The organism is Aquiflexum sp., from assembly GCF_041751335.1.
GTDB lineage: Bacteria > Bacteroidota > Bacteroidia > Cytophagales > Cyclobacteriaceae > Aquiflexum.
Genome location: NZ_JBGSXS010000387.1, coordinates 1 through 24,423 on the forward strand (window position 1 = coordinate 1; position 24,423 = coordinate 24,423).

At 40.1% G+C, this 24,423-nt stretch carries 20 protein-coding genes; 12 read left to right on the forward strand and 8 right to left on the reverse strand.

What is annotated here, in order from left to right; translation table 11 throughout:
• Positions 1 to 1,296 (reverse strand): FG-GAP repeat domain-containing protein (locus ACEW8U_RS20635; protein WP_373523944.1); only part of this gene is annotated, 1,296 nt, incomplete at its 3' end.
• Between the two features lie 127 nt (positions 1,297 to 1,423).
• Between ACEW8U_RS20635 and murF the strand changes: the two genes are divergently transcribed.
• The 11 genes from murF (at position 1,424) to ACEW8U_RS20690 (ending at position 10,585) form a co-directional block, all read left to right on the forward strand.
• Positions 1,424 to 2,719, forward strand: a complete 1,296-nt coding sequence (murF, locus tag ACEW8U_RS20640) for a UDP-N-acetylmuramoyl-tripeptide--D-alanyl-D-alanine ligase (protein WP_373523945.1) — start codon at positions 1,424 to 1,426, stop codon at positions 2,717 to 2,719.
• A 77-nt stretch (positions 2,720 to 2,796) separates the two neighbouring features.
• On the forward strand, positions 2,797 to 3,051 hold the full coding sequence (locus ACEW8U_RS20645) for a DUF6364 family protein (RefSeq protein ID WP_373523946.1): 255 nt from the start codon (positions 2,797 to 2,799) through the stop codon (positions 3,049 to 3,051).
• Entirely contained in the window at positions 3,041 to 3,472 is a 432-nt protein-coding gene (locus ACEW8U_RS20650) for a type II toxin-antitoxin system VapC family toxin (protein WP_373523947.1), read from the forward strand. The genes ACEW8U_RS20645 and ACEW8U_RS20650 overlap by 11 nt, the downstream gene beginning before the upstream one ends.
• Positions 3,473 to 3,486: 14 nt before the next feature.
• Complete coding sequence (locus ACEW8U_RS20655) at positions 3,487 to 3,699, forward strand: hypothetical protein (protein WP_373523948.1); 213 nt, start codon at positions 3,487 to 3,489, stop codon at positions 3,697 to 3,699.
• Entirely contained in the window at positions 3,696 to 4,256 is a 561-nt protein-coding gene (locus tag ACEW8U_RS20660; protein WP_373523949.1) for a helix-turn-helix domain-containing protein, read from the forward strand. The genes ACEW8U_RS20655 and ACEW8U_RS20660 overlap by 4 nt, the downstream gene beginning before the upstream one ends.
• A gap of 84 nt (positions 4,257 to 4,340) precedes the next feature.
• Positions 4,341 to 6,755, forward strand: a complete 2,415-nt coding sequence (locus ACEW8U_RS20665) for a heavy metal translocating P-type ATPase (protein WP_373523950.1) — start codon at positions 4,341 to 4,343, stop codon at positions 6,753 to 6,755.
• Between the two features lie 144 nt (positions 6,756 to 6,899).
• Complete coding sequence (locus ACEW8U_RS20670) at positions 6,900 to 7,121, forward strand: heavy-metal-associated domain-containing protein (protein ID WP_373523987.1); 222 nt, start codon at positions 6,900 to 6,902, stop codon at positions 7,119 to 7,121.
• Between the two features lie 27 nt (positions 7,122 to 7,148).
• Positions 7,149 to 7,631 carry a DUF3347 domain-containing protein gene (locus tag ACEW8U_RS20675; protein ID WP_373523951.1) on the forward strand — a complete coding sequence of 161 codons (483 nt, stop codon included), beginning with the start codon at positions 7,149 to 7,151 and terminating at the stop codon, positions 7,629 to 7,631.
• A 90-nt stretch (positions 7,632 to 7,721) separates the two neighbouring features.
• A complete protein-coding gene (locus tag ACEW8U_RS20680; RefSeq protein WP_373523988.1) occupies positions 7,722 to 9,965 on the forward strand; it encodes a multicopper oxidase domain-containing protein in 2,244 nt (747 codons plus the stop codon).
• 12 nt (positions 9,966 to 9,977) lie between these two features.
• Positions 9,978 to 10,412 carry an N-acetyltransferase family protein gene (locus ACEW8U_RS20685; RefSeq protein WP_373523952.1) on the forward strand — a complete coding sequence of 145 codons (435 nt, stop codon included), beginning with the start codon at positions 9,978 to 9,980 and terminating at the stop codon, positions 10,410 to 10,412.
• A gap of 17 nt (positions 10,413 to 10,429) precedes the next feature.
• The gene (locus ACEW8U_RS20690) at positions 10,430 to 10,585 is read left to right on the forward strand and encodes a helix-turn-helix transcriptional regulator (RefSeq protein WP_373523953.1); all 156 of its coding nucleotides are present in this window, start codon (positions 10,430 to 10,432) and stop codon (positions 10,583 to 10,585) included.
• 14 nt (positions 10,586 to 10,599) lie between these two features.
• On the opposite strand, the gene ACEW8U_RS20695 is transcribed toward ACEW8U_RS20690, so the two are convergent.
• The 5 genes from ACEW8U_RS20695 to ACEW8U_RS20715 all read right to left on the reverse strand — a co-directional run bounded on the left by ACEW8U_RS20695 (position 10,600) and on the right by ACEW8U_RS20715 (position 15,505).
• On the reverse strand, positions 10,600 to 11,121 hold the full coding sequence (locus ACEW8U_RS20695) for a hypothetical protein (protein WP_373523954.1): 522 nt from the start codon (positions 11,119 to 11,121) through the stop codon (positions 10,600 to 10,602).
• 12 nt (positions 11,122 to 11,133) lie between these two features.
• Positions 11,134 to 12,429, reverse strand: a complete 1,296-nt coding sequence (locus ACEW8U_RS20700) for a hypothetical protein (protein ID WP_373523955.1) — start codon at positions 12,427 to 12,429, stop codon at positions 11,134 to 11,136.
• Positions 12,430 to 12,441: 12 nt separating this feature from the next.
• On the reverse strand, positions 12,442 to 13,017 hold the full coding sequence (locus ACEW8U_RS20705; protein ID WP_373523956.1) for a YceI family protein: 576 nt from the start codon (positions 13,015 to 13,017) through the stop codon (positions 12,442 to 12,444).
• A gap of 197 nt (positions 13,018 to 13,214) precedes the next feature.
• Positions 13,215 to 14,885 (reverse strand): hypothetical protein, encoded by a 1,671-nt coding sequence (locus ACEW8U_RS20710; RefSeq protein WP_373523957.1) that lies wholly within the window; start codon positions 14,883 to 14,885, stop codon positions 13,215 to 13,217.
• Between the two features lie 101 nt (positions 14,886 to 14,986).
• Positions 14,987 to 15,505, reverse strand: a complete 519-nt coding sequence (locus tag ACEW8U_RS20715) for a DinB family protein (RefSeq protein WP_373523958.1) — start codon at positions 15,503 to 15,505, stop codon at positions 14,987 to 14,989.
• 68 nt (positions 15,506 to 15,573) lie between these two features.
• Between ACEW8U_RS20715 and ACEW8U_RS20720 the strand changes: the two genes are divergently transcribed.
• A complete protein-coding gene (locus ACEW8U_RS20720; protein ID WP_373523959.1) occupies positions 15,574 to 16,923 on the forward strand; it encodes a M28 family metallopeptidase in 1,350 nt (449 codons plus the stop codon).
• Between the two features lie 138 nt (positions 16,924 to 17,061).
• On the opposite strand, the gene ACEW8U_RS20725 is transcribed toward ACEW8U_RS20720, so the two are convergent.
• Positions 17,062 to 19,380 (reverse strand): BamA/TamA family outer membrane protein, encoded by a 2,319-nt coding sequence (locus tag ACEW8U_RS20725; RefSeq protein ID WP_373523960.1) that lies wholly within the window; start codon positions 19,378 to 19,380, stop codon positions 17,062 to 17,064.
• Between the two features lie 21 nt (positions 19,381 to 19,401).
• Positions 19,402 to 24,378 carry a translocation/assembly module TamB domain-containing protein gene (locus ACEW8U_RS20730; protein ID WP_373523961.1) on the reverse strand — a complete coding sequence of 1,659 codons (4,977 nt, stop codon included), beginning with the start codon at positions 24,376 to 24,378 and terminating at the stop codon, positions 19,402 to 19,404.
• Positions 24,379 to 24,423 lie beyond the last annotated feature (45 nt).

Here is a 24,423-nt window from a genome sequence, read left to right on the forward strand (position 1 = left end):
TCTGTAATACTGATAGCTCATTTCCCTAAGCCGAAGTTCCGAAAGGTTCAGGTAATCTTCATTAGTAACCCGGAGTGTTCCTTCTTCCAAAGCAAATCGGAAAGCCTTACTTATCGCTTGTCCGTCTTGAATTTGATTGGCAATGACCACTAGGGTTCCGTTTACCGGGTTCCCTTCAAAGTATGGCCTTGCATTTTCCCCAAAATCAAACATCTCCTTTTGCAAAAAGCGGTTTGTTTCTAAACCGTTTTCGTCTGTCAAAGAATATTGGTAAAGACTGGAGCCATAGTCCGACGAAGAATTTGAAGAAGGCTCGGAGGAATTGGTGGTTATTATTAGGTTTTCCTTAACCATATAGGCTGCATGGAAGATTGGAAACTGCGGTAAAACACCTGTTTGGGGTAGTTCGAGCAGGAACTCGTTAAAAACTGGTGCCGCATCTGTACCGTAATTGGGTAGAAAATATAGGGTGTTGCATAAGTCTTGCCCCATCAACAGATCTCGGACACCATCGCCGTTCAGGTCTTGATAGAGGATGGAGTGCCCGCCTGAATGCTCAATGCGTGCCGTTTCCTGGGATGAAAGTTCAGCGGTAATGGGCAAGCCCGTGCAGGTAAACCCAAAGGCGAAGATCCCGCAACCGCAAAATTCAAATCTTCCCCACCGAATTTGCGCAGAGGCAAATCCATCGATGTCCGCTACTCCTTTTCGTTCTATGCTCGTGTTGTTGTAAAGTTCCAAGTAATCCCCGGTAGCGAAGTTGAAGGTTAGAATATCCAAATCACCATCCCCGTCAATGTCTGTAATCAATGGAATATCCAAGCTGTTGGCCGTTACGTTGGAGCCGTTGTCCAGACGGAGGAATGGCTGAGCCTCTTCCCATTCCAGCGTGGAGGATGTTGCAGAAGTGATGTTTCTATATGCCTTGATCCCAAAGGGACTTCCTGTAAACAGGTCTTTGCGGCCATCTCCGTCAAAGTCAGCCAATACCAAAAATCCACTTATATCAGATGGAAAAAAATAGCTGACTTGAGGTAAATGTTCAAATCCGCCATTCTCAATTTCCCGGAACACATTCAACATTCGTGAATTGATGTCCCAGACAATGTATTCTTCCGATCCGTCCCCGTTGACGTCCAAAGTCTGAATCTGTGCGGCATTGATGCCTCCGGCAAAAGGCATGGATAAGTTTTTGCCCTGGAAATCGGCCTGAATAGCTGTATTTAGTGTATATCGCTGCTGGGCGGAAGCCAAACCTAGCGTAAAGAATAAGACCAAGAGGCAAATGGGACGCATGCGGTTTTAATTTTTAAAGTTAAACGATACTTTTTGATACCGGATATATTACTTTTGTTTTTATTCAAAAAGGGGTCAAAAAAAATTCCTTTTGAGGTATTGTTTCTATCGTTCTTCAATCCAATCCATGGACATTCAACAACTATATAGACATTTTCTCGCATCAACAGGTGTGTCCACCGATACCCGGCAGATTGGACAAGGAAACCTTTTTTTTGCGCTCAAGGGCCCGAATTTCAATGCCAATACATTTGCGGCAACAGCTTTGGAGCAGGGTGCGTCAGCGGTTGTGGTAGATGAGACAGCCTATGTAGTGGACAATGATCCCCGATATATATTGGTTAAAGATGGGTTAAGGGCCTTGCAGGAGTTAGCGGCATTTCACCGGGAGCAGTTAAGTATTCCAATCGTGGCGTTGACGGGAAGTAACGGAAAAACCACTACAAAGGAGCTTCTCCAAACAGTCCTAAGTTGCAACTATAAAACCTTGGCGACCGTCGGAAACTTGAACAACCATATTGGAGTGCCTTTGACCCTTCTGCGTATTACTGATGAGGTGGAAATTGCCATTATTGAAATGGGAGCCAACAAGCAGGGTGATATCCAGGAACTCTGTGATATAGCCAACCCAACCCATGGCTTTATCACGAATATTGGAAAAGCCCATTTGGAAGGGATGGGAGGTCCGGATGGCGTATTAAAAACCAAAACGGAACTGTTTCAGCATTTACTGAAAAATTCAGGAAAAGTATTTATCAATACCCGGCAGCAGGTATTTTCCAATATGATTAGGAGGTTTGATTCCCCTGTACTTTTTCCGGAAAAGGGCAGTTTCTGCGAATTGGAAATGGTCGCAGCGGATCCCTTTGTAAGTATTCGGGTAAAGGGTAGCGAGGAAGTTTTTCACTCACAACTAATAGGGAGTTATAATTTTGACAACATCGCTGCGGCACTAACTGTGGGGAAGTTTTTCGGTGTTCCGTTAGCCGAGGCCGCAATGGCAATATCCAATTACCGACCATCCAACATGCGCTCCCAACTCGTGGAGAAGCGCAGCAACCTTATCATTCTCGATGCGTATAACGCCAACCCATCTAGTATGGAAGAAGCGTTAAAAGCGTTCGATAAAATGGAAGGTAAATCCCACAAGATGGTCATCCTTGGGGATATGCTGGAGCTAGGGGAACATGCTGACGCTGAACACCGGCAACTTGGAGAGATTCTTTCGGGGATGAATATTGACAAAATCTGCCTAAGCGGAAAGCTAATCCAATCCGCATTGGCAACGGCACCCAATGCACTATATTTCCCCGACCCTTTTTCGTTTAGAATTTGGCTTTCCGACTCTAAACTGGAAGATTATTTGATTTTGATTAAGGGAAGTAGGGGGATGAAGTTGGAGGGGTTGGTGGAGTATATTTAGTTGTTGGCTCTCATTTAGAAGATACGTGTTGTAAATTTAAACCTCAACACGTATCTTTGTTTTAAATAAAAATTAAGATGAATACAAAATTGACATTGACTATTGAGAAGGAGGTTATAGAGATTGCTAAAAAATATGCAAAAGAAAAAGGGCAAAGCCTGTCAGAAATGGTTGAAAACTATTTCAAATTTGTAGCCGTAGAGAGAATGAAAATTAAGGAAACGCAACTTTCTCCTAAAGTTCGAAAATTGAGGGGGATAATTAAAGCGAACGATAATCTTGACTACAAGCAAATATTACCGGAGGAACTTTCAAAAAAATATGGCGTATAAGCTTTTTGTTGACTCCGATGTGGTCATAGACTTTTTTACAGACAGAGAACCTCATGCAAATCCTGAAAGTGAACTTTTTGAACTTAATGAGCAAGGACTGGTAACGATTTACTTATCAGCAGTAAGCATTAATAACATATACTATATTGTAAGGAGATTTTTAGGACACAAAAAAACAATTGAAGTTGTTGAAACGCTAACCGAAATGACCGAAATCGTTGGAACCACCAAAAAAGAAATTATTGAAGCCCTAAAAAACAATTTCTCAGACTATGAGGATTCCATTCAATATTCATCCGCTTTAACTATTAACGGTTTAGATGCTATTATTACACGGAATATTAAAGATTATAAAAACTCCTCAATTGCGGTAATGACACCTTTAAATTTCCTGACTTTGAGAGCAAAAAACGAAAAGTAACTGAGCGGAATATTTTGAAAGCAAGAAAGACAAAAAATGATAGGGCTACTAAGGAAATGAGAAAAACAAGTTTAGCCGAGATGAAGGACAGATACATCGGCAAAGAAGGTACTCCTGAACGGGACCCTTACGAATACGAACTGAAAATGGAAGTATTGGGTAAAATGATTAAGTCTGCGAGAAAAGAACGAAACATGACGCATCAAACTATAAATATCAGAAAATGAAAGTTTACATTAAGAATATGGTTTGTAACCGCTGCATAATGGTAGTGAAAAATGAACTGGAGAAAATTGGCTTTAGCCCTAAAAGTGTAAAATTAGGTGAAGTAGAATTTGAAGGAGAACTTAGTAATAACGAAAAAAGGGTCATAGATAATCACCTGCTGACTTTTGGATTTGAGCTTATTGATGACAAAAAAAGCAGGATGATCGAGAAGATAAAGAATGTTATCATTGACCTGGTTCATCAACAGGATAATGAAATCAAAACCAACCTCTCCGATTTATTGAAGAACAGCCTAAATCACGATTATAACTATTTATCCAATTTGTTTTCAGAAGTAGAAGGAATTACCATTGAAAAGTACTTAATAGCCCAGAAGATAGAAAAAGTAAAAGAGCTATTAGTGTATGATGAATTGTCTTTAAGTGAAATTGCTTACCAGCTAAAATATTCCAGTGTAGCCTATCTCAGCAATCAATTCAAGAAAGTAACCGGACTTACGCCCAGTCATTTCAAACAAATTAAGGAAGATAAAAGAAAACCGCTGGATAAGATATAATCTTACAAATCCCTTCCATAATTCCACAATAGCCACATTCGAACTTGTTGCCAAATTTGCATAGACAAATTAATCAATAAGAATATGGCAACAAGTGATAAAGAAATAATTTACCTTCCCTTGGAAGATGTCGACAGTGAACACTGCGCGTTAATAGTTGAAAAAGGACTTGGGCAAGTCAAAGGTGTCGAAAGTCATAAGGTGGAACTCAACAATCGTAGAGCAGCCGTTACTGTAAGCAATGATAAAGCGATAGTAGAAGCTGTCAAAGCGGTTAAAGACCTTGGGTATGGCGTTACCACGATCAAAAGGACTTTTCCGGTATTGGGAATGACATGTGCCTCTTGCGCCGGGAGTACAGAAAGTATTGTGAAACACGAACCCGGTGTGGTCAATGCCTCTGTAAATTATGCTACCGGCAATCTTTCTGTTGAGTATCTGCCTAATATGACAGATGCTTTAAAGCTACAAAAAGCGGTTCAATCCATAGGCTATGATTTGTTAGTAGAGGATGAAGCCAAACAGCAGGAAAGTTTGGAAGCCATTCATGCACAAAAATTCCAGAAACTTAGAAGCAGGACCATTTGGGCGGTAATATTATCAATACCGGTCGTAATTATCGGAATGTTTTTTATGGATATGCCAAAGGCCAATGAAATCATGTGGCTGTTTTCAACCCCCGTTGTACTTTGGTTTGGGAAAAGTTTCTTTATCAATGCCTGGAAGCAAACCAAGCACGGGTCTGCCAACATGGATACATTGGTCGCTTTGAGCACAGGAATTGCCTACATTTTCAGTGTATTCAATATGGTTTTTGCGGAATTTTGGCATCAAAGGGGATTGCACGCCCACGTTTATTTTGAAGCCGCATCCGTTATCATCGCTTTTATTTTATTGGGCAAACTTCTTGAGGAAAAAGCCAAAGGCAATACCTCTTCCGCTATAAAAAAACTTATGGGCCTGCAGCCCAAAAGCGTTGTGGTGGTTCAACCTGATGGAACAGAGAAACAGGTACCTATTGAGGATGTACATGCTGGCGACGTTATCCTTGTAAAACCCGGTGAAAAAATAGCGGTGGATGGCATGGTAACTTCCGGTGCCTCTTATGTAGATGAAAGTATGCTCAGTGGTGAACCGATTCCGGTAGAGAAAAAAGAAAGGGAGAAAGTATTTGCAGGAACCATCAACCAAAAAGGAAGTTTCCAATTTAAAGCGGTAAATGTGGGCAAAGAAACAATGCTTGCCCAAATCATCAAAATGGTACAGGAAGCGCAGGGAAGCAAAGCACCTGTACAGAAACTGGTTGATAAGATTGCCGGTATTTTCGTTCCTGTTGTGATTGGCATTGCCATTCTAACATTCATCGTTTGGTTGGTTTTGGGTGGTGATAACGGCTTAGTACAAGGACTGTTAGCAGCGGTTACCGTATTGGTAATTGCTTGTCCCTGTGCCTTGGGATTGGCAACACCTACAGCTATTATGGTCGGTGTCGGTAAAGGTGCTGAACAAGGTATTCTGATCAAAGATGCAGAAAGCCTTGAACTGGCTAAGAAAGTGAATGCCATTGTACTGGATAAAACAGGCACAATCACTGAAGGCAGACCATTGGTCACAGGGATTCAATGGTTGAATAACAATGATGCCACCGCAAATATCCTCCTGGGTATAGAAAAGCAATCTGAGCATCCTTTGGCGGAAGCCGTGGTAACACACCTAGAGCGTGTGGAAACAATTGCCATAACGCAGTTTGAAAGCATCACTGGTAAAGGCGCAAAAGGAAATTACCAAAATGAAACCTATTTTGTTGGCAACAAAAAATTGCTGTTGGAAAATAAAATATCCATCGCCGATGAGCTACTTCAAAAAGCCGAATCATGGGGAAAAGAATCTAGAACCGTAATCTGGTTTGCAAATAGTGGACAAGCACTTGCAGTAATCGCCATTTCTGATAAGATTAAAGAAACCTCGGTAGCAGCCATCAGGCAAATTCAGGAAATGGGCATTGAGGTGTATATGCTCACAGGTGACAATGAAGCCACTGCCAAAGCCATCGCAGAGCAAATGGGAATCATACATTATATGGCTGAAGTATTGCCCCAGCAGAAAGCCGACTTTGTGAGGGACATACAGAATAAGGGAAAAGTTGTGGCCATGGTGGGCGATGGAATCAATGATAGTACTGCCCTGGCAACTTCAGATGTAAGCATCGCCATGGGCAAGGGAAGCGACATTGCCATGGACGTAGCCAAAATGACCATCATTTCATCGGATCTTACCAAAATACCGGATGCTATCCGATTGTCAAAGCAAACGGTGTCTACTATCAAGCAAAATCTTTTCTGGGCATTTATTTACAATTTAATCGGCATCCCAATCGCCGCGGGAATCCTTTATCCAATCAATGGATTCTTGTTGAACCCTATGATTGCAGGTGCAGCCATGGCCTTGAGCAGTGTAAGCGTGGTCACCAACAGTCTGCGATTAAAATGGAAAAAATAAAAGGTGTGAGATTAACAGTAAATCTCACAAATCAAACAAGAAATAACACAAGCCATACTCTTAAGAGAATAAGCAACTTTGTATCATATTCAACAGGATGCTGCAGCAATTAAATTTTAAATGAAAATCAAAAACATCAAAAAAATGGAAAATCAAAATCTTCAATTTAAGACAAATATCAATTGTGGGGGTTGCGTGGCAGCCGTCAAATCACACCTGGACAATGCAGAAGGGATCTGCCACTGGGATGTCGACACAGGCAACAAGGATAAAATCCTGTCCATACATTCGGAAGGAATAACCTCAGCACAAGTGCTTGAAATCGTGGAAAAAGCAGGTTTTAAAGCCGAACCATTAACTAAATAAATTATTAGCATATTAAATCTAAGACAAATGGTAAAGTCATTTTTGTTACTCTCCTTCATGGTCATAGGATATGGTGCTCATGCCCAAAATCCGAACAGTATTCTGGATCACTATATCAATGTGAAAAATGCGCTGGTAATCGGCAATGGCCACTCCGCATCCGCACACATCGAATCGCTGTACAACACAGTTAAGCAGGAAGAAAACTTTCCGCAAAAATCAGAGCTATTGAAATCATCTGAAAAATTGCTCAAGGCAGGCGACAATCTCGATAAACAAAGGGCTGCTTTTAATGATGTTTCTACCGCGATGTGGGACCTGGTCAAGGATTCTGATAAAGTACATGAAGTTGTATATTATCAATTCTGTCCGATGAAAAAGGCCTATTGGCTAAGCTATGAACAGGATATTAAAAATCCCTTTTACGGTTCCTCAATGCTGACTTGTGGTAAAGTTGTTGACATAAAAGAAAAAGACAAAAAGCCACAGGGAACTGTGAAGGCCAATTAGTCCTTTATACCCATAAAATTCCTTTAAATGGATTTCGAATTTATTTTCTCGAAAAAGCTGTTCCTGTTCACGCTGTTAACATTATGTGGCATGGAAGTCAGCAAAGCCCAGGATGTGGTGCGGTACGACCTGTACGTGAAAGACACAACCGTGGCATTTTCCGGTAAAGAAAAAAGAGCGATCGCTGTAAACGGCAAAATACCCATGCCCACGCTCACATTTACCGAAGGTGATACAGCGGAAATTGTGGTTCATAATCTTTTAAAGGAAAATACATCACTGCATTGGCATGGGGTACAGTTGCCCAATGAGCAGGATGGTGTCCCATTTCTTACCCAAATGCCCATCGGACCGAACGAGACGTTTACCTATCGTTTTCCGGTAAAGCAGAATGGTACGTATTGGTACCATAGCCATGCAGGTTTCCAAGAACAGATTGGCATGTATGGCTCTTTGGTCTTCCTGAAAAGGGCGGAAGACCCCCATTTCCGAAAGGGAATAGACGATTTGCCATCCATTTCCATCACGCTGAGCGAATGGACCGATATAAAGCCTCATCAGGTACAGCGCATGTTGGCCACTGGTAATGATTGGTTTGGAATCAAAAAGAATACAGTTCAGAGTTACGCTGAAGCCATCAAAGAAGGTCATTTTAAAACCAAGGTCACCAACGAATGGAAACGGATGGAAGCCATGGATGTGAGCGATGTGTACTATGATGCATTTCTCATCAACGGACAGGTAGAAAGTCAGGTTACTGAATTCAAAGGAGGTGATAAAGTGCGGTTGCGGATCGCGAATGCCGGGGGTTCATCTTATTTCTGGATCACCTACGCAGGCGGTAAAATCACAGTTGTCGGCAATGACGGTAATGACGTGGAACCTGTTGAAGTAGATCGTTTTATCATCGGCGTGTCTGAAACTTATGATATCGTAGTGACCTTGCCTAATGATGGCACCGCTTATGAACTACTCGCCACACCAGAGGACCGTTCCGGTAGTGCATCTCTTTTCTTGGGACAGGGCGAAAAGCAATTTGCTGTAAAACTTCCCCGGTTGAAATATTTTGAAGGCATGCAGATGATGAACGATATGATGAAGATGAATGGTGACATGCACGATATGGGGATGAAAATGAGTTTGCAGAAAATGGATATGAATGCCGTGATGTACTCGGAAACCTCAAGTCAGGAACCCATGCAGGAAATGGATCATTCCAGTGACGATATGAATGGTAAAGATGAGGAAATGGATCATTCCAAACACAATATGGGAAATATGAATCAGGATGACCATGCGCAGCACGCTATGCCTTTGGGCAAAATTGAAACGTTGAACTACGGCATGCTGAAGTCACCCCACATCACTACCTTAAACCCAAACGCCCCGATAAAAGAACTGCGATTTGAACTCACTGGAAACATGAACCGCTATGTCTGGAGTATGGACAATAAAGTGCTTTCCGAAACGGACAAAATTCCGGTCAAAAAAGGGGAAATAATACGCATCACCCTATATAACAATTCCATGATGCGCCATCCCATGCACCTACATGGATTTGATTTCAGGTTGCTCAATGAGCACAACGAATATTCTCCTCTTAAAAATGTGATGGACATCATGCCTATGGAAACCAATGTCATAGAATTTGAAGCCAATACTGAAGGCGACTGGTTTTTCCATTGTCATATCCTGTATCATATGATGGCCGGTATGAACCGCGTGTTTGAAGTTGGTGATTATGACAATCCACGAATTCAAAACAAAGCCAAAGCCTATAATCATTTGCAACGGGAAAGCAATATGCTGCATTTGATGGCACATAATGATTTTGCAACCAATGGGAATGACGGAGAAGCCATGTTACAGAATACGCGCTGGAGCTTTGGAACCGAATGGAGACTGGGATACAGTGATATGGACGGATACGAAGTAGAAACACACCTCGGGAGATACCTCGGCAAAATGCAGTGGCTGATGCCATTTGTTGGTTTTGACTGGCGTTACCGCAAAATGGGAAGGGACGAAAAGGAAGAAAATCTCTTCGGTCAGACTAATAAAAAAGACTATAGAGCTGCCGTCAGTTTGGGTATTATGTACACCCTTCCTATGTTGATCAACTTTCAGGCAGAAGTTTACCAAGATGGTATAGTTCGATTAACATTAATGAGGGAAGATATTCCGATATCAAAAAGAATACGGGCTGGATTCATGGTAAATACTGATTTGGAATATATGGTTGGATTGAATTATATTATCGGAAAAAATATAGGAATGAGAACCCATTACGATAGCGATATGGGATTTGGAGTTGGATTAAAATTGAATTACTGAAATTGCAAGTAAATGATATTCAGAGAAGCTACCATTGAGGATATAAAACAAATACAAATAGTAAGAAATTCGGTTAAGGAAAACATATTATCTAATCCGGAATCCGTAACGGATGAGGACTGTATTGAATATATAACCCAAAGGGGAAAAGGATGGATTTGTGAAATTGACAAAAATATTGTCGGATTTTCAATTGTTGACTTAAAAGAAAAAAACATTTGGGCATTGTTTATAAAACCTGAATTCGAAAAACAAGGTATTGGAAGGAAACTTCACAAAATAATGCTTGATTGGTATTTTGAGCAAATTAGGACTAATGTTTGGTTAGGCACTTCACCTAATACACGGGCTGAAATGTTTTATAGAAAAATGGGATGGGAAGAAATTGGAACACACGGGGATGGTGAAATAAAATTTGAAATGACATATGAAAATTGGATGTTATAGAGCAATTGGAATTGGGTTTGTCAAATCAAGAAATCGCAACAGAGCTTCATGTTAGTGAAAATACCATAAAAACCCATTTTAAAAATATTTTTATAAAAACTGAAGCCCAAAGTAGAACAAATCTAATTCACAGGTTGAAATTATTTTCTGAATATGGGATTTTATCAGATTAAAAAAATCAACCCAATCAAAATCTCAGCTGTATCTCCAAATGAAGCTCCTCCTCCACTTTGATCAATCCTCCCATTTTTTTGGGGGTTTCCAGTGCCAACTCCTCAAAGCTTAAAACCAAATTTCCTGTGACTCCGGTGGAAGTTCTTTTAAGCACAAGGGCTGGGAAGTGAAGTTTTTTTCCTACAAGGTCCACTGAAAGATCGCAGGTATAATGCCCATAATTGGATTGTAGGTTACGTACTTTGACTTTGGCTGTTGGAAATTTTTCTGCCTTGACGGTTTTCCTGAAATCTCTGTTGAGTAAAAAATTTCCACATGAAAAATCGTGGACCGGGATATCAAAAATCAATTCTTTTTTAGAATCATCATAATCAATATAAAGCGTGTCCTTCAAACCATTTTTAGCATAATCACAATTGAATCCGCCTATCGAAGTCTGTCCACTTACAGTGATTACTTTCTGGGTGACAATGACTTCTCTTTCTTTGAGGTCAGGATTGAAAAGGATGAGTAAAATGATTAAAAGGACACGCATTTGAATTTAGAATTAGAAGCCTATCACGCCTTCGATCATCAGACCATTAAATCTACCACCGTTGAATCTGTCTGCGGCAGCAAAGTCATTATAGTTTTGGCTAACGTACTCCAATTTAGCTAGAACATTCTTGGTTACAAACCAGCCTCCACCAATTTGTATCCTATCCATACTCACTTCAAGTCCAGATCCGGCAAGGGTTCCATTAACTTTGTTGTATCTGCCTGCCAAATAGAACTTGTCGTAGGTTCCAAATCTATATACTAAGTCAGCACCAGTCTGATTCCAAGTTCTGTCTTCAGTTTCATTTCTTGCTTTGCCTGTTGATCTTTCAAAGTTACCAAAGAACTCCAGCCCATGGAATTTGATGAAAGGGTTGAATACAAAAGCTGTAATATTATCTCTTTGGCCTGGATTAAATCTACCTGAAGTAAAGTTTGCAGCAGTGCTGGCAAGCGTATTCTCCATTACAAGATAATATCTTGACCCTGCCCTGTCACCACCCCACAGCGTGTTGCCTTGAGACCCCTTAGTAGTAAGGACCGAACCTGTTAACCTAACTCTCAAATCATCATTGAGGTATTTGTCATAACCGAATTTTCCGATAAAGTTTGGTTTTCTATTATCTGGATTGGTTACACCACCCTGGATTTCACCACCTGTGACTGCGGCCATCGCCAACCATCCGTTGCTTTGGAAGAAGACTTCACCACCGACCTCAGTTGTAAATGCATCCATAATATAGTTACCAACAAAGGGATTCCACATGGCATTACCGTTATCTGATCTTCTGAAGTGGGCATCACCATAGTTGATTTCCATGTGTCCAACACGGACGGTAAGGTATTTGTCAAACCAATCTGTTTCCCCCAAATTCAAGAAGCCCAACTTGTCAACCTGAATGTATCCACCTTTTACCCAAGATTCTGGATGGTGTCTTGAAGAAAGATAAGTGATCAGATTCAATCTCAAACCATCTGCCAAAGCTACGTCAATGTTAAGGTTGGCAGTAGCAAGGTTGGTACCTGCGCCAATCTCAATAAGCTGATTGACATTTACATTGTTTGCATTCAATACTGGTGTTGCAGTGTTTTCGTGGCTAAGGTTTTGCCATTGTTGGGCAAAGTGTCCACCGATTCTAACTCTCATGCCTTCGTAGGCAACAGAATCTTCTTTTCCGGTTTCAAAGATATTGAGACCTCTTTGGTCGTAAGGTCTCCAGAATTGCATGTCTCTCTGAAGTCCTTGGGCTAGTGCGGAAAATGATAATCCGACTATAGCAATCGCGGCAATTATTAACTTTTTCATTGTTTAGGAGAATTATTTTGAAGGTTGAAATATTGATTTAAATGAAATGGTGATTTCGTCATCTGTTTTTACTGTGCCCAATAAGGCAGTTGGAGGATCAATAGAGAAATTGGTAAGCTTGGTGTCGAAGCTCCCCTCGAAGGTGAGGTTTCCTCCTGATTGGGTCAATTTCACGGGAAAGGATGCCGGTTTGGTAACTCCGGATATGGTAAAATCTCCTTTTGCCTGATAGCTACTGCCACTTCCTGTGATTTCTTTTAAGGTAAAAACCACATCTTTGTGTTTTTTGGTATCCAATGCTTTATAGGCATTGTTATCCAATCCCCTGGTACCGCTTTTCAAAGTTTCGGCTTCTAACTGAACCCTTAAACTTTTGATACCTTTAAACTGATTACCTTCTATCACAAATTGACCATCGCCCTTTGCTGATGTGGAGGTCATGTCCCAATCATGTAGGGTAGAACCTCCGGAAATCTTCATTTCCGACGCAGGTGCCAATGTATATTTTACCTGTGCAAATACTTGTGAACTTACGAATACAAGAGCCAAAACCATGATCCTTGATATCCAAAAACTGTACTGCTTCATCTTTTTTTTGTTTGATTGATGATGTAAAATTGAAAAGAATTAGTTCTAGAAAACCTGACCAAAATCATATTAGTCCATGATTAATAACACACAGTATACTCAGTCCAAAAAACAGAATAAAAAATTAAATCCATGCTAATAACTTAGCATGGATTCTTTGAAATCAGCAAATGACGGAATGATTCCAAATAATGGTATTAGGAGAATATTTTCTCAAGCATCTTATATGTGATCAAATAGGTTGGTTTTACCCCATCCATACCCAAAGCTCCGGAGGCTAGTGTACTTCCAGTTTCCAATGGATTATCAGATGCGTAATAGGCATATAGCACTTTTACATTTTTGCGTATGTTCTGACGGATCTTGCTTTCGCTTTGAATCGCTTTTTGATAATGCGCCCCTTCCATCTCAAGTCCAATGGCCTTCCAAGAAGACTCCATCAAATAACTCAACACATCCTTGTTCTGTAAAGAGGTCCCTAATACCGTGAACATGGTTCCTTGATATACACCAATATCATGGCCTTCAAAGTCTTCTTTTTTGAGTTCATTTTTAAACGGATAATTGTCTGCGGTTCCTTCGAAAACATGACTGTCAGGAATCATGATATCCCCTTTGTTTCCCGTAAGAATTCCTGCTTTACCCATTATAGAAGCAGAATGAACATCCAAAGGATAACTTTTACCCTCATTCGTTTCAAATGGCTTTAACAATTCATCAAAACACTCATAGGCCTGTTCCCCGAAAGCATAATCCATGACCAATATGATAGGCTTCTTCTTTTTATCATCCGAAATTTTCAATCCAGGGAGGATTGTTTCTTTGGACATTCTAGCCGTGTCAAAAACCTGGACATTGATATTGGTGCCGGATTCATCCTGGATCTCAATAAATCCATTTTTCTGGGCGTAATTCATAATTTCTTTACCCTTGTTATTTTTAGCCCTGACACTGATATCCATTGCCATTTTTTCTATTTGATCAAATGAAGTCAGCCCCAAAAATTGGTGTCCATATATGGTATTCAGAAAACTATGCAGGTTGGCAGATACAATGTGTATAGGCCTATCAATCAAACCCTCTTCAAACAATACGGACTTTATTTTATTGGCCCAGAGTTCACCATACACATGATGTCCAACCCTCTGCCTTAATGTTGAGGAAAAAGAAATCTCCCTATCCTTTTTTTCAAAAACCTCATCGATTGCCAATTTACCCATATGGTACACTATGGAAAAAAGACTGCTAGTGTGAGGGGATTCTTCAAATTTAACCACAGCAGAATGGGTTTCATCAAAAGTTCTCCCTATCACATGACTCAAATAGGAACAGGCCACTTCTTGATCTATTTCTTCTCCGTTATCTTCTTTCTCAACAATTTTTGCAAGCATTTCCCAATTTAGGTCAAACCTGCCTTTGAAATCAGTGCTGTTGGATTTGATTTTTTCTGCCTCTATATATAAAAATGTCAAGTGGGTCAGAATATCATAGATATCTGAGCGGCCTCTAGTCATTTCAACATACATCTGATCCTGATCTACTCTATAGCAATTCCTCTTCCTTTTGGCTGGAACGATCGCTGGAAATGTGGAGTTCTCATAACCTTCTCTACTGATCAATCGAATATACCGGCATTCTTCAATGCCACGTGGTAAACGTTCCATTACATATAAAAGGCCATCCAACTCAATTTTTTCATCCTGGGACAATAATCCATAAATCTCAGGACTCAACACCAAAAGTGAATCTACAAGCGACTCCCCTGAAACTCCCATAGGCTTATAAGACCCTCTCATAAAGAGATGTCTCATAGTGATATAAAGTTTTTCGATGGCGGCTCTTGATTCCTGTGCTCTTGTTCTCTGCATGATTATTAAAATTTTTGATCTAGATAAATTCAGCAAATTTAACCAAAAATGAGGGAATCTTTGGTTTTTAAATTGATAACTTAAAATTTAGCTAATTTATACTACTGGTATTTCTCCCTCAGAATATTCAAATGATGTTGGGTATGGCCTGGAATTATATTAAATAAAGCCCGAACACTTACTACAGTTTCATTGGCAATACCGGTATTTTTTAATGATTCAACAGGTAGCGAATTCAATAGTGAGGTAATGGCATATCGGGACATTTCAAAATCTTCCAATAACCTTACTAAAGGCATATTGTTGAAGTGGGCAGATGCGACATACTTATCTTGATCAAATCCAGATAAGGCAGCTTTTTCACCTCGGGCAAAACACAAAGCCCTAAAACACATGATTCTATCAGTATCGGTAATATGACCCAAAACCTCCTTGGCTGTCCATTTGCCAGGGGAGTAAGCTATGTTGCTTTTTTCCTCCCCCATTTTTTCATAAAGCCCCCTAATCTCCTCAATCTGTGAAAGCAATAGCTTTGGGATATCTTTTCCTTTGACCCAAGAAATATAGCCTTCATAAAAGTGTCCATATTCTCCTTCTTGAGGAGTTAATAATTCATTCATGTAATAATGTTTTAAATTGTATCATACTACAGGTAAATTTAAACCTTTCACCTTCACCAATTCTATAAATGAAAAGAATTTTAATACTTATCGCTCTTTTGAATGTAAATATGGGTTTTGCGCAAACACAGTTAATTCACAGGGATGCCACCATTGAAAGTATGATCTCTGAAATATCAGCCGAAAGTCTGGAAAAATATGTCAGGGACTTGGCAACATTCAGGACAAGGCACACGCTGAGTGCAGACAATTCCAATGAAGGTATCCTGGCCTCCCAAAATTATGTACTTAATCTATTCAAATCATTTGAGGCTGATTCCAAAGGAAGGTTAACTTCCTACATAGATACATTTATCATTCCGGCTGATGGAAGGAGGATTCCCACTGACAGTAAATTGGGGAATGTCATGGCCACGCTTAAAGGGACTGACCCTAATGATGACAGAATATTCCTGATTTCTGCTCACATAGACAGCCGTGCTTTGGATGTAATGAATACTGAGATCGATGCTCCGGGAGCAAACGATGACGGTTCGGGAGTTGCCGCTGTGATAGAACTGGCCAAAATCATGTCCAAAAAATCATATCCTGCTACCATTATTTTTGTGATAGTCTCCGGTGAAGAACAGGGATTAAAGGGGGCTGCATACTTGGCTGAGAAAGCCAAAAAAGAAAATTGGAATTTGGTGGCCATGCTCAATAACGACATGATAGGCAACAGCCATTCTTCACAAACCAACATCAATGACAACACCCGTGTCAGGATATTTTCTGAAGGTGTACCTGTTGCAGAAGATGAGCAGATGGCTGCCATTAGACGCTATACCAATGGGGAAAATGACAGCAAATCCAGGCAGTTGGCGCGATACATGAAAGAAGTAGGTGAAAGATATGTGGACCAATTGGAGGTGAAATTGGTGTATAGAAATGACAGATTTCTGAGGGGTGGTGACCATACTCCTTTTGCAAGGGAAGGCTTTACAGCAATCCGGGTCTGTGAGATGAATGAAAATTATTACCACCAACACGAGAATGTCAGGATGGAAAACGGAATCCAATATGGCGATCTTCCAGAGTTTGTTGACTTTGAATATATGAGAAAGATCACAGGGATCAATTTAGCTTCTTTGGCATACTTGGCATCAGCACCTTCAGAACCTCAAAGTGTGGGCATAGATGTCAGAAGGCTGAGTAATACCTCTACTTTAAGATGGGAATCACCTGCCCTTGGAAAAGCTAAAGGATATTATGTTCTGATGAGAGAAACTGATTCCTCGATGTGGGAAAAGAAATTCTACACAGAAGACACAACTTTGACCATACCCTATTCAAAGGACAATTACTTCTTTGCAGTGCAGGCAGTAGGTGATGAAGGCCATGAAAGTTTAGCGGTATTTCCACAGCCTATTACACGCTGAAATGGTGACAGGCAAATCCTAGTATAATGTTAATTCTAATATTTAAAGGTTATCACCATCGCAAAAAGATTCAAGTTATCCTTCTTTGCGTCTTTGCGTCTCTGCGGGAAAGATTGTCAATTCATCTTTAACATAGCACTAGAAAGGATATCCTATCGCAAAATTAAGGATCATATTCTGTCTTCTCCAGTCACCGTCCCCGAAATTGAAACTTTGAAGCCACCTTTTATTTTCCAACTCCCAAGGTTTTCGGACCGGAATTGCAAGGTCAAAGCGCAAAACGAACAATTGGATATCAATCCGCAAACCGAAACCAGTTCCAACTCCCAATTCCTTAGCCCATTCGGATGAAAATTTTCCTCTACCTTTATTTGGGTCCACGTCACTAACAAGTGCCGGATTTTCATTGTACAACCAAACGTTACCCGCATCAACAAAAAAAGCACCTTTTAGATATTTATTAAAGGGAAACCTATATTCCATGTTTCCTTCCAAACGGATATCACCTGCCTGATCAAAAAACCCTCCTGCATCAGCCCCTAAAGGTCGATAGGTGCCCGGTCCCAAAGACCTGATTCTGAATGCCCTGACACTCCTCGGACCACCAGCAAAAAATTGCTTCACAAATGGCAGAGAGGAAGAATTTCCCAATGGAACCCCCAATCCCGAAAACAGCCTTGTCACAAATACTTTTTCCTGGGTGAATTTATGATAATACCTCAGGTCAAATTCTCCTTTTAGATATTGAGCATATTCCAGTCCGAATACAAACCCGGGATTTTTTGAATCCAGGATGGTATTGATCCCCTTAAATAAATTGCCTGCAAAATCCACCGTGGTCGCAAAAAAGATGGCGTTCTTTTTTTCAGTATCCACCAATTGGTTGAAATTAAAAGTATAATTCATTCCTGAAATAAACTGCTGTTCAAAACTTCTCCTCAGAAACGTATTGGAGTTCAGAATTTCTTCAAACCTCGGAGTTGTTCTTGCCAAGTTTACCACACTGAGACTGATTGGATTAAATTCATGGTAAACATACCTGTTGACAGTCCACAAATATCCAAATGAGGCATTATATGAATTGAGCACGTAAAGGTCTGTTCTGTTTTGATATTCAAATCCTGTACTTATTTTGGTTTTGGGAATTGAATATTGAAACCTGTTATTCACAGGTCCGGGAAATATCACCCTAGGGAAAATCAAAGAACCCTGCAATCCCAATTCTATAGACCTTAAACCTTCTCTGTCACCAGCCAATATCTGTTGTTCATATCCGAATTTGGTCGTAAAAGTCAACAACTCACCCCCATGAAAAAGATTCCTATTCTGGAAACTCAACAACAATGCAGGCCCGACAAAACTATTAGATTTGGTCACGCCCTGGATTTCCGCCCTTAAGGACCTCTTGCTGAGCGGAGAAAGTAAAATCTTTGCATCCAAGGAATAGGTACCATCTTCTAATCTCACTGTATCTGTTTGATCAAATGAAATATTGACATATCTGAAATTACCAATGGAAGAAAGTCTGTTGGAAGTCAGCCTAGATGTTCGGGGATTATACTTTGTTCCTTCTTTGAAGAGAATATATTGTTCTAAAAGATGCGGCTTGAAGACCTTCCCTTCCTGTATGATATCGATTCCATTTATTGTAACTGTATCTGCATCAGTGGTATCTTCATTGAGGGCATAGTTGGGAAAAACATTGATATGCTCTATGGTATAAGGGTATGTGGATTTGGCCGGGGTGTTGCTTTTGAGTCTAAGGTATAAGTCAAATTTCCTATCTTCATAATGGTTGGTATCTGCCTCAAAAATGAGGAGGTCAGGATTAAAATTGTAATAACCTTTGGACTTGAGTTGGGAGTCTATCCTTTCCCTTTCTTCTTTCAGGGCGTCCAGATCGAGCTTTGTTCCTTTTGTCAGTAAAGTTTTGTCAAAGTCGTTGGCTATTTCCCGAATAACCTCCAATGTATCCCCGAGCAATTCTATAGTTTCCAGACGATATGGTTCTCCAAATTCCAAGGAATATTTGATACTGGAAAAATCCTCCTTTTCTTGGACCTCATATTTATACAGGGCATAAAAGTAGCCTTTGTTTTCCAATCTGTTCGTAAGGATATTTCCGGTCCTTTCAGGCTGAACATCGCTGAGATACACAGGCTTTTCACCTATTTTTTTTTTCAGAAATCTATTAATAAAACCCGGTTTTTCTTTACTTCCTTTATAGTGAGCCCACAGTCCAAATCGGACTCCTAAAATCTTACTGTTGGGGTCGGGTTTGATCAATGGTTCAAGGTCATTTTCCAAAGCAGAAAGTTCACGCTTAGGCAAATCTGCATCCAAGACCAATTCTGCTCCAGTGTATAGACTTTCTCCTTCCGGAATGAACTTCTTCACTCCGCACGATGGCACCGTGATGAGGAAGACCAAGTACAGTATGGCATATTTATTATCCATATTTTAATTTAATGTTTTTTCTTAGTCAATCTCCGTATCTTCTTGTTCTGCACTCTCTTCTTCTGTGACTGCTTCCTGTTTAGGAGCTCTTCTCCATAATTCCTTAAATGCATTGAATTCTTTATTGAAGATAAATGCAATACCTGTGACGATCAGCTGACCATCTATCACAGATTCAAATTGGTTTTTCCTGAATGCTTTAGCCCTCCATTGCCCGCGGTTGTCCAACAAATATTCCACACTGACATCTCCAAACAATGCATCTCCCTGGTTTACCTCTTGGCTGCCGCCTTCAACATCCACCTGTCCCCCTACAGAAATCACCAATCTATCATCCAACAAGCGCTGTTGGGCAGCAACGTTTAGTTGAGTCCGGTCACCAGGTCCGTCCGATTGGCCACCTGTATAAGTGTCCAAGCCAAAATCGACTGAGAATCCCGTGTCCCCAAAAAATTTGTCCGACAATGCATTGAGTTGGGAGGAAAGGACCTGACTGACACTCGACCGGGCAAGACTGACAGAGCCGCCGGAAGTACCATCATTACCCATGACCGGAAAAAACTGATTCAGCACCAGCAAGGCAAAAACCTGCTTGATCAGCTCATCATCCTGTTCGTTTACCTGCTGAATCATACCGTAAACATTACCCCCAAAAGTTCCTCTCTCCTGCTCCGCCATATCTAGTTCAAAGGAAATCTCAGGTTTCATCATTTCTCCATCAATATTGAGATAAACCATAAAATTAGCCACCTGTCTGAATTGTCCTCTGGTTTCACTGCCGCTCAGTTGGGCCTGCATGAGTTCAGCAGCAGAAGTACGCACATTATAAATCGCGGTAAGATCTAATCTAGCATCTATTGGATCTCCGTTCCAGACTACAGAGCTTCCCTCCCTCAATTCAAATCTTCTGTTGACCAAACCAAATAGGTTCAATTCATAATGACCGCTTTTTACCTCATACCTTCCTGAAAGGGAAATATCACCATTAGGATTCATCAACATATTGAGATCAGCCTCACCTTGAAGCCTAAGATTGTCCCCTGTACTTTCATCCACAATCAGGTTGAAAACAGATTCGGGATCTACCTGCAAGTTGGCCTTGACATCATAGCCAATAATTCCTTTGGTCGAAATATCCGTTTCTCTTTGGTATAGAAGATCATAAGGGTCTTCATGATTGACAAAGATAACCACTCCGGTCCGTTCGATCAGATCCAATTGGTCTTCAGGAACAACAAATGTAATATTGGACTCTTTATTCATTCTCAATTTCACGTTGACTTCCGGAATACTCATCGACCCTCCCACTGTCATGTCCATGTCAACATTTGCCTTTCCATAAAACAGGTCATTATCCGCTTGGGTGGAATTCATGACCTGAAAGCTTTTGGTAACAAGCTTAAGATCAAAACCTACATCTGTGAAATCATCTGTCAGAATTTTTCCATCGATCAAAAAATCGTTTCCGTTTGCATCTTTGATGTTGAACTTGTTAAACGTAAGCCCTGAGTTATCTATATTTATTTTTTCTTCAGGCAAAAGAAACGAAGTATTGAAATCTGATAAAAGAAACCCTGCCTCTTTGAAAAACATTTCTCCTTTATAGTCAGGCTCCTGGACACTTCCGCCTAACTTAATATTTCCCGAAATAATCCCTTTTCCATTTCGGACGACTCCATCGCTTAAATTTTCCAATAATGACATTTGAAAGACATGTAGATCAAGGTCAAGGTCAAGATTTGAACTGACTGAATCGGCCTCAAAGGTACCCACCAGGTCAAGGTCTATACCTCCTTCTTTAAGTGAAAGGTTAAAGTCATATTCTTCCAAAGTTTTTGCTTTGGCTTCCAAGGATAGTTTACCCAATGGTATTTCGAAAACCTCCATTTCCCGTATTTCAAGATCAGCCAATAGGCCCATGGCATCAAAAGGGTTTTCCACAATCAACTCCCCATTGGCAATGCCTTTTACCAATGGATCACCGGGGTTCAAAAATCCCAAAAGTGTTCTCAATCTAAAATCCTTAAAAATCAGTCCAAAATGCTCTGCTTCAATATCATTTAACTCATTTGTAAAAGCAAGTGATTGATCTTCTCTCGAAAAGGTGAATTCCCTGAAATTCAGGAATTTTGGACCATAGGTCACCAAATTGTCTTCAGGGATTGACCATTCTCTTGAATTAAGGATCAGTCCTTTTGGATCCACATGAAAGGCAAGCGTGTCTCCCGATAACCTTAATTCAGCAAATAACTGCATCACTTTGGACGTATCACTTCTGGAGATAAAGCCAAAATCAAGAATATTATTGTCATATTCCACCAATATATTGGTTTCACCCATATTGACCGGGCCAACGACAATGTTCTGAAATCCCGCATCCAATTTCAAGGTGGAGCTGTCTCCTCTGATATCGATTCTAAAAGTATCCAGTTCGACATCTGTATATCGAACCTTTGAAACAAATACATTAGACTTTAATTTTTGGGCCTCTGAATCAAATGAAAGGTCCAAATAAACCGTATCCAAATCTTCAATTCCGGCCACCAAAAGTTGATCTATAAATGGAGTGGGGTGAAACCTGAAATCTGCTTTAACTGTGATGTCGGTTACTTCATGGTCTCCAACTTCCTGCGCTATCAATTCCTGGAAATAGTTTTCCATGGACATGGAGATATCCGCTACCGAACCAGTTGCCTGAAAACTTCCGACCAGAAAATCTGATTTGATCTTAAATTCTGAAGATTTAGGCGCCAATGCTGCATGTAATTCAATATTTCCTAGAGGATATGACGCCCTGTTGTAATTGAAACCCCCCTCCTCAATACTCATATTTGCCACAAAATCATCGAACGCTCCTTCCATTGAAGCGATGATTTTCATCTTGGCATTGATATTCTGTTTGGTCAGCCCAAATGCAGCTGTTTGGAATTGCCGTAAATCCAAAACAAAATCGATTTCAGGATTAATGGTATCCAGTTTGGCTTTCAGATCCAAATCAAAGTCCAATACCTCATTTTGAAATCCTAAGTCAAGTTCCGCAATTCCATCCTTAGCCACTACAGAAAATCCCAAATCCGAAAAATCATGACCTTCCCAGATCAAACTGTCAATTTCCATTGTCATCAAACCATCCAGATCACTCAGTTCAGTACCTGAACCTTTAATCTCAGTTACCAAAGAAATCGGTCTTAGTTTGGGGAGATTCATGATTTTACCCAGATCCAGTTGATCCAAAGCCAAAGTGGAATTTAAAAAATATGTTTTGTTGTCTTTGAAGTCAACCTTAAAAGCTACATCTCCATCAGATGTATTTAATAAAACATCTGCAATCATTTCATTCAACCCTCCTTTTGCATTTGCTTCCAGGTGTATTTCTTCAGGGATATTATAATCCAATTCCCCTAAAAAAGGATCGATTACCTCGGCCTTTGTAACAAAAACCATTTCGGTAAGGTCAATTTTGATTTTCTCTGAATTAAGATAATTTGACAAATCAGCTGATCGAATATTCAATGATGTATGTTCGCCGTATTTCAGGTTTAATTTTGGAATGAAAAGGTTCTTAATATCTCCCTTAACCTGACCGCTTGCAACAAGACCATTTTTAACCAACTCTCTGAAATACAGCTCTTTATTCAATTCAGGTACAAAAAACAATGCTTCTGAGACATCAGTATTGAACCCATTGATTGAGAGATTAAATTCAGCGTTTTCAGGATTGTCGATCAATCCTGCCAAAGTTTGATATTTCAGGAATAAATCTGCTCTTAATTCCGATTTTGCAGTTTTCAGGAGAAAAGATTCTATATCCAGGTTTTGATCGGTGATTGATAATTTTGTGGAAAACTGATCCAATAAAAGCCCGCTTCCTTCTCTAAAGGAAATCTGATCAATTTGAGCTTTTGCACTATTTTCCTTTAATAATAGGCTGCGGACAGAAAAATTAAGGTCTTGCAGATTTATGGCATCTGGGTTAAATGAGCCGTTTTTTACTTCCGCCCCTGACTGAATATAATCAAAACCGATATTTTCAAGATCAATCGACCCAATCTCTACCCACCAATCAGGCCATTCAAATGATCCTGATGACGGTTCATCTACTACAATTGGTTCATCCAAATTCTCATCCTCTTCCATTTTCAGAGAAATATTCGAATTTGTCAAAGTAAAGGCTTCCAATAATATCTTTTGTTCCTCCAGATTGGCTTCTGGAAGTGACAACAATAAGTCATCCAAATAAATAATGGTATGTAGGCCATCAGGAACAGATCGATAATCAAGATTGGTTTTTAGAATCTGAAATTTATCAAGAACCAGCAAAGGCAAAGGCAACTCTGATGATGTTTCGGGCTCCTCACTTTCCGGAAATGCTTTGGCCTGCAGATAAATGATATTTGCTTCTTCAATCAGAAACTCCTCGATCCCATAATTCATTTTGTTCAGGTCAAGATGATCTATGTTCAGGTGAATTCTCTTCCATGAGGCATTTGCCTCGATTCCCGATAATTGATCATCATATTTCAAGTCAAAATCTATCAGATTCACCGGACCTATGGACAATTGTGGGAAAGGATTGGGATCCCTTTCTTCTATAAATTCCTTACTTTCCTCAGACTCAGAAATAAAGGCTTCCATTAAAAAATCGAAGTTGAAAACCTCATTAACACTGTCTCTTTTAACATTTGCAGTGAATCCTTCCCATTCAAGCTTGGATACAAATATATTCCCATTATTAATCAGTGGCCAAAATGCGAGACCTGTTTCCAGCTTTTTGGAATAAATAAGCGTATCTGCATTCCGATCTTCCATGTAAAGCCCTTCCAGATACAGATCACCTTTAAAGGTTATAAATAGCCTGTCTATGCCAATATGCGTATTTGTTTTATTGGAAACATAAGAGGTGGCTTTCTGAATAATTATATTTTGCCCCCAAGGACTTCTTACAAACAAAATTGTGATCACCAATAAAAGCAACAACACTCCTATGGTAATTCCCAAAATTTTGAAAAATTTCTTTATAAACTTTTTGATAGATTTGTGATT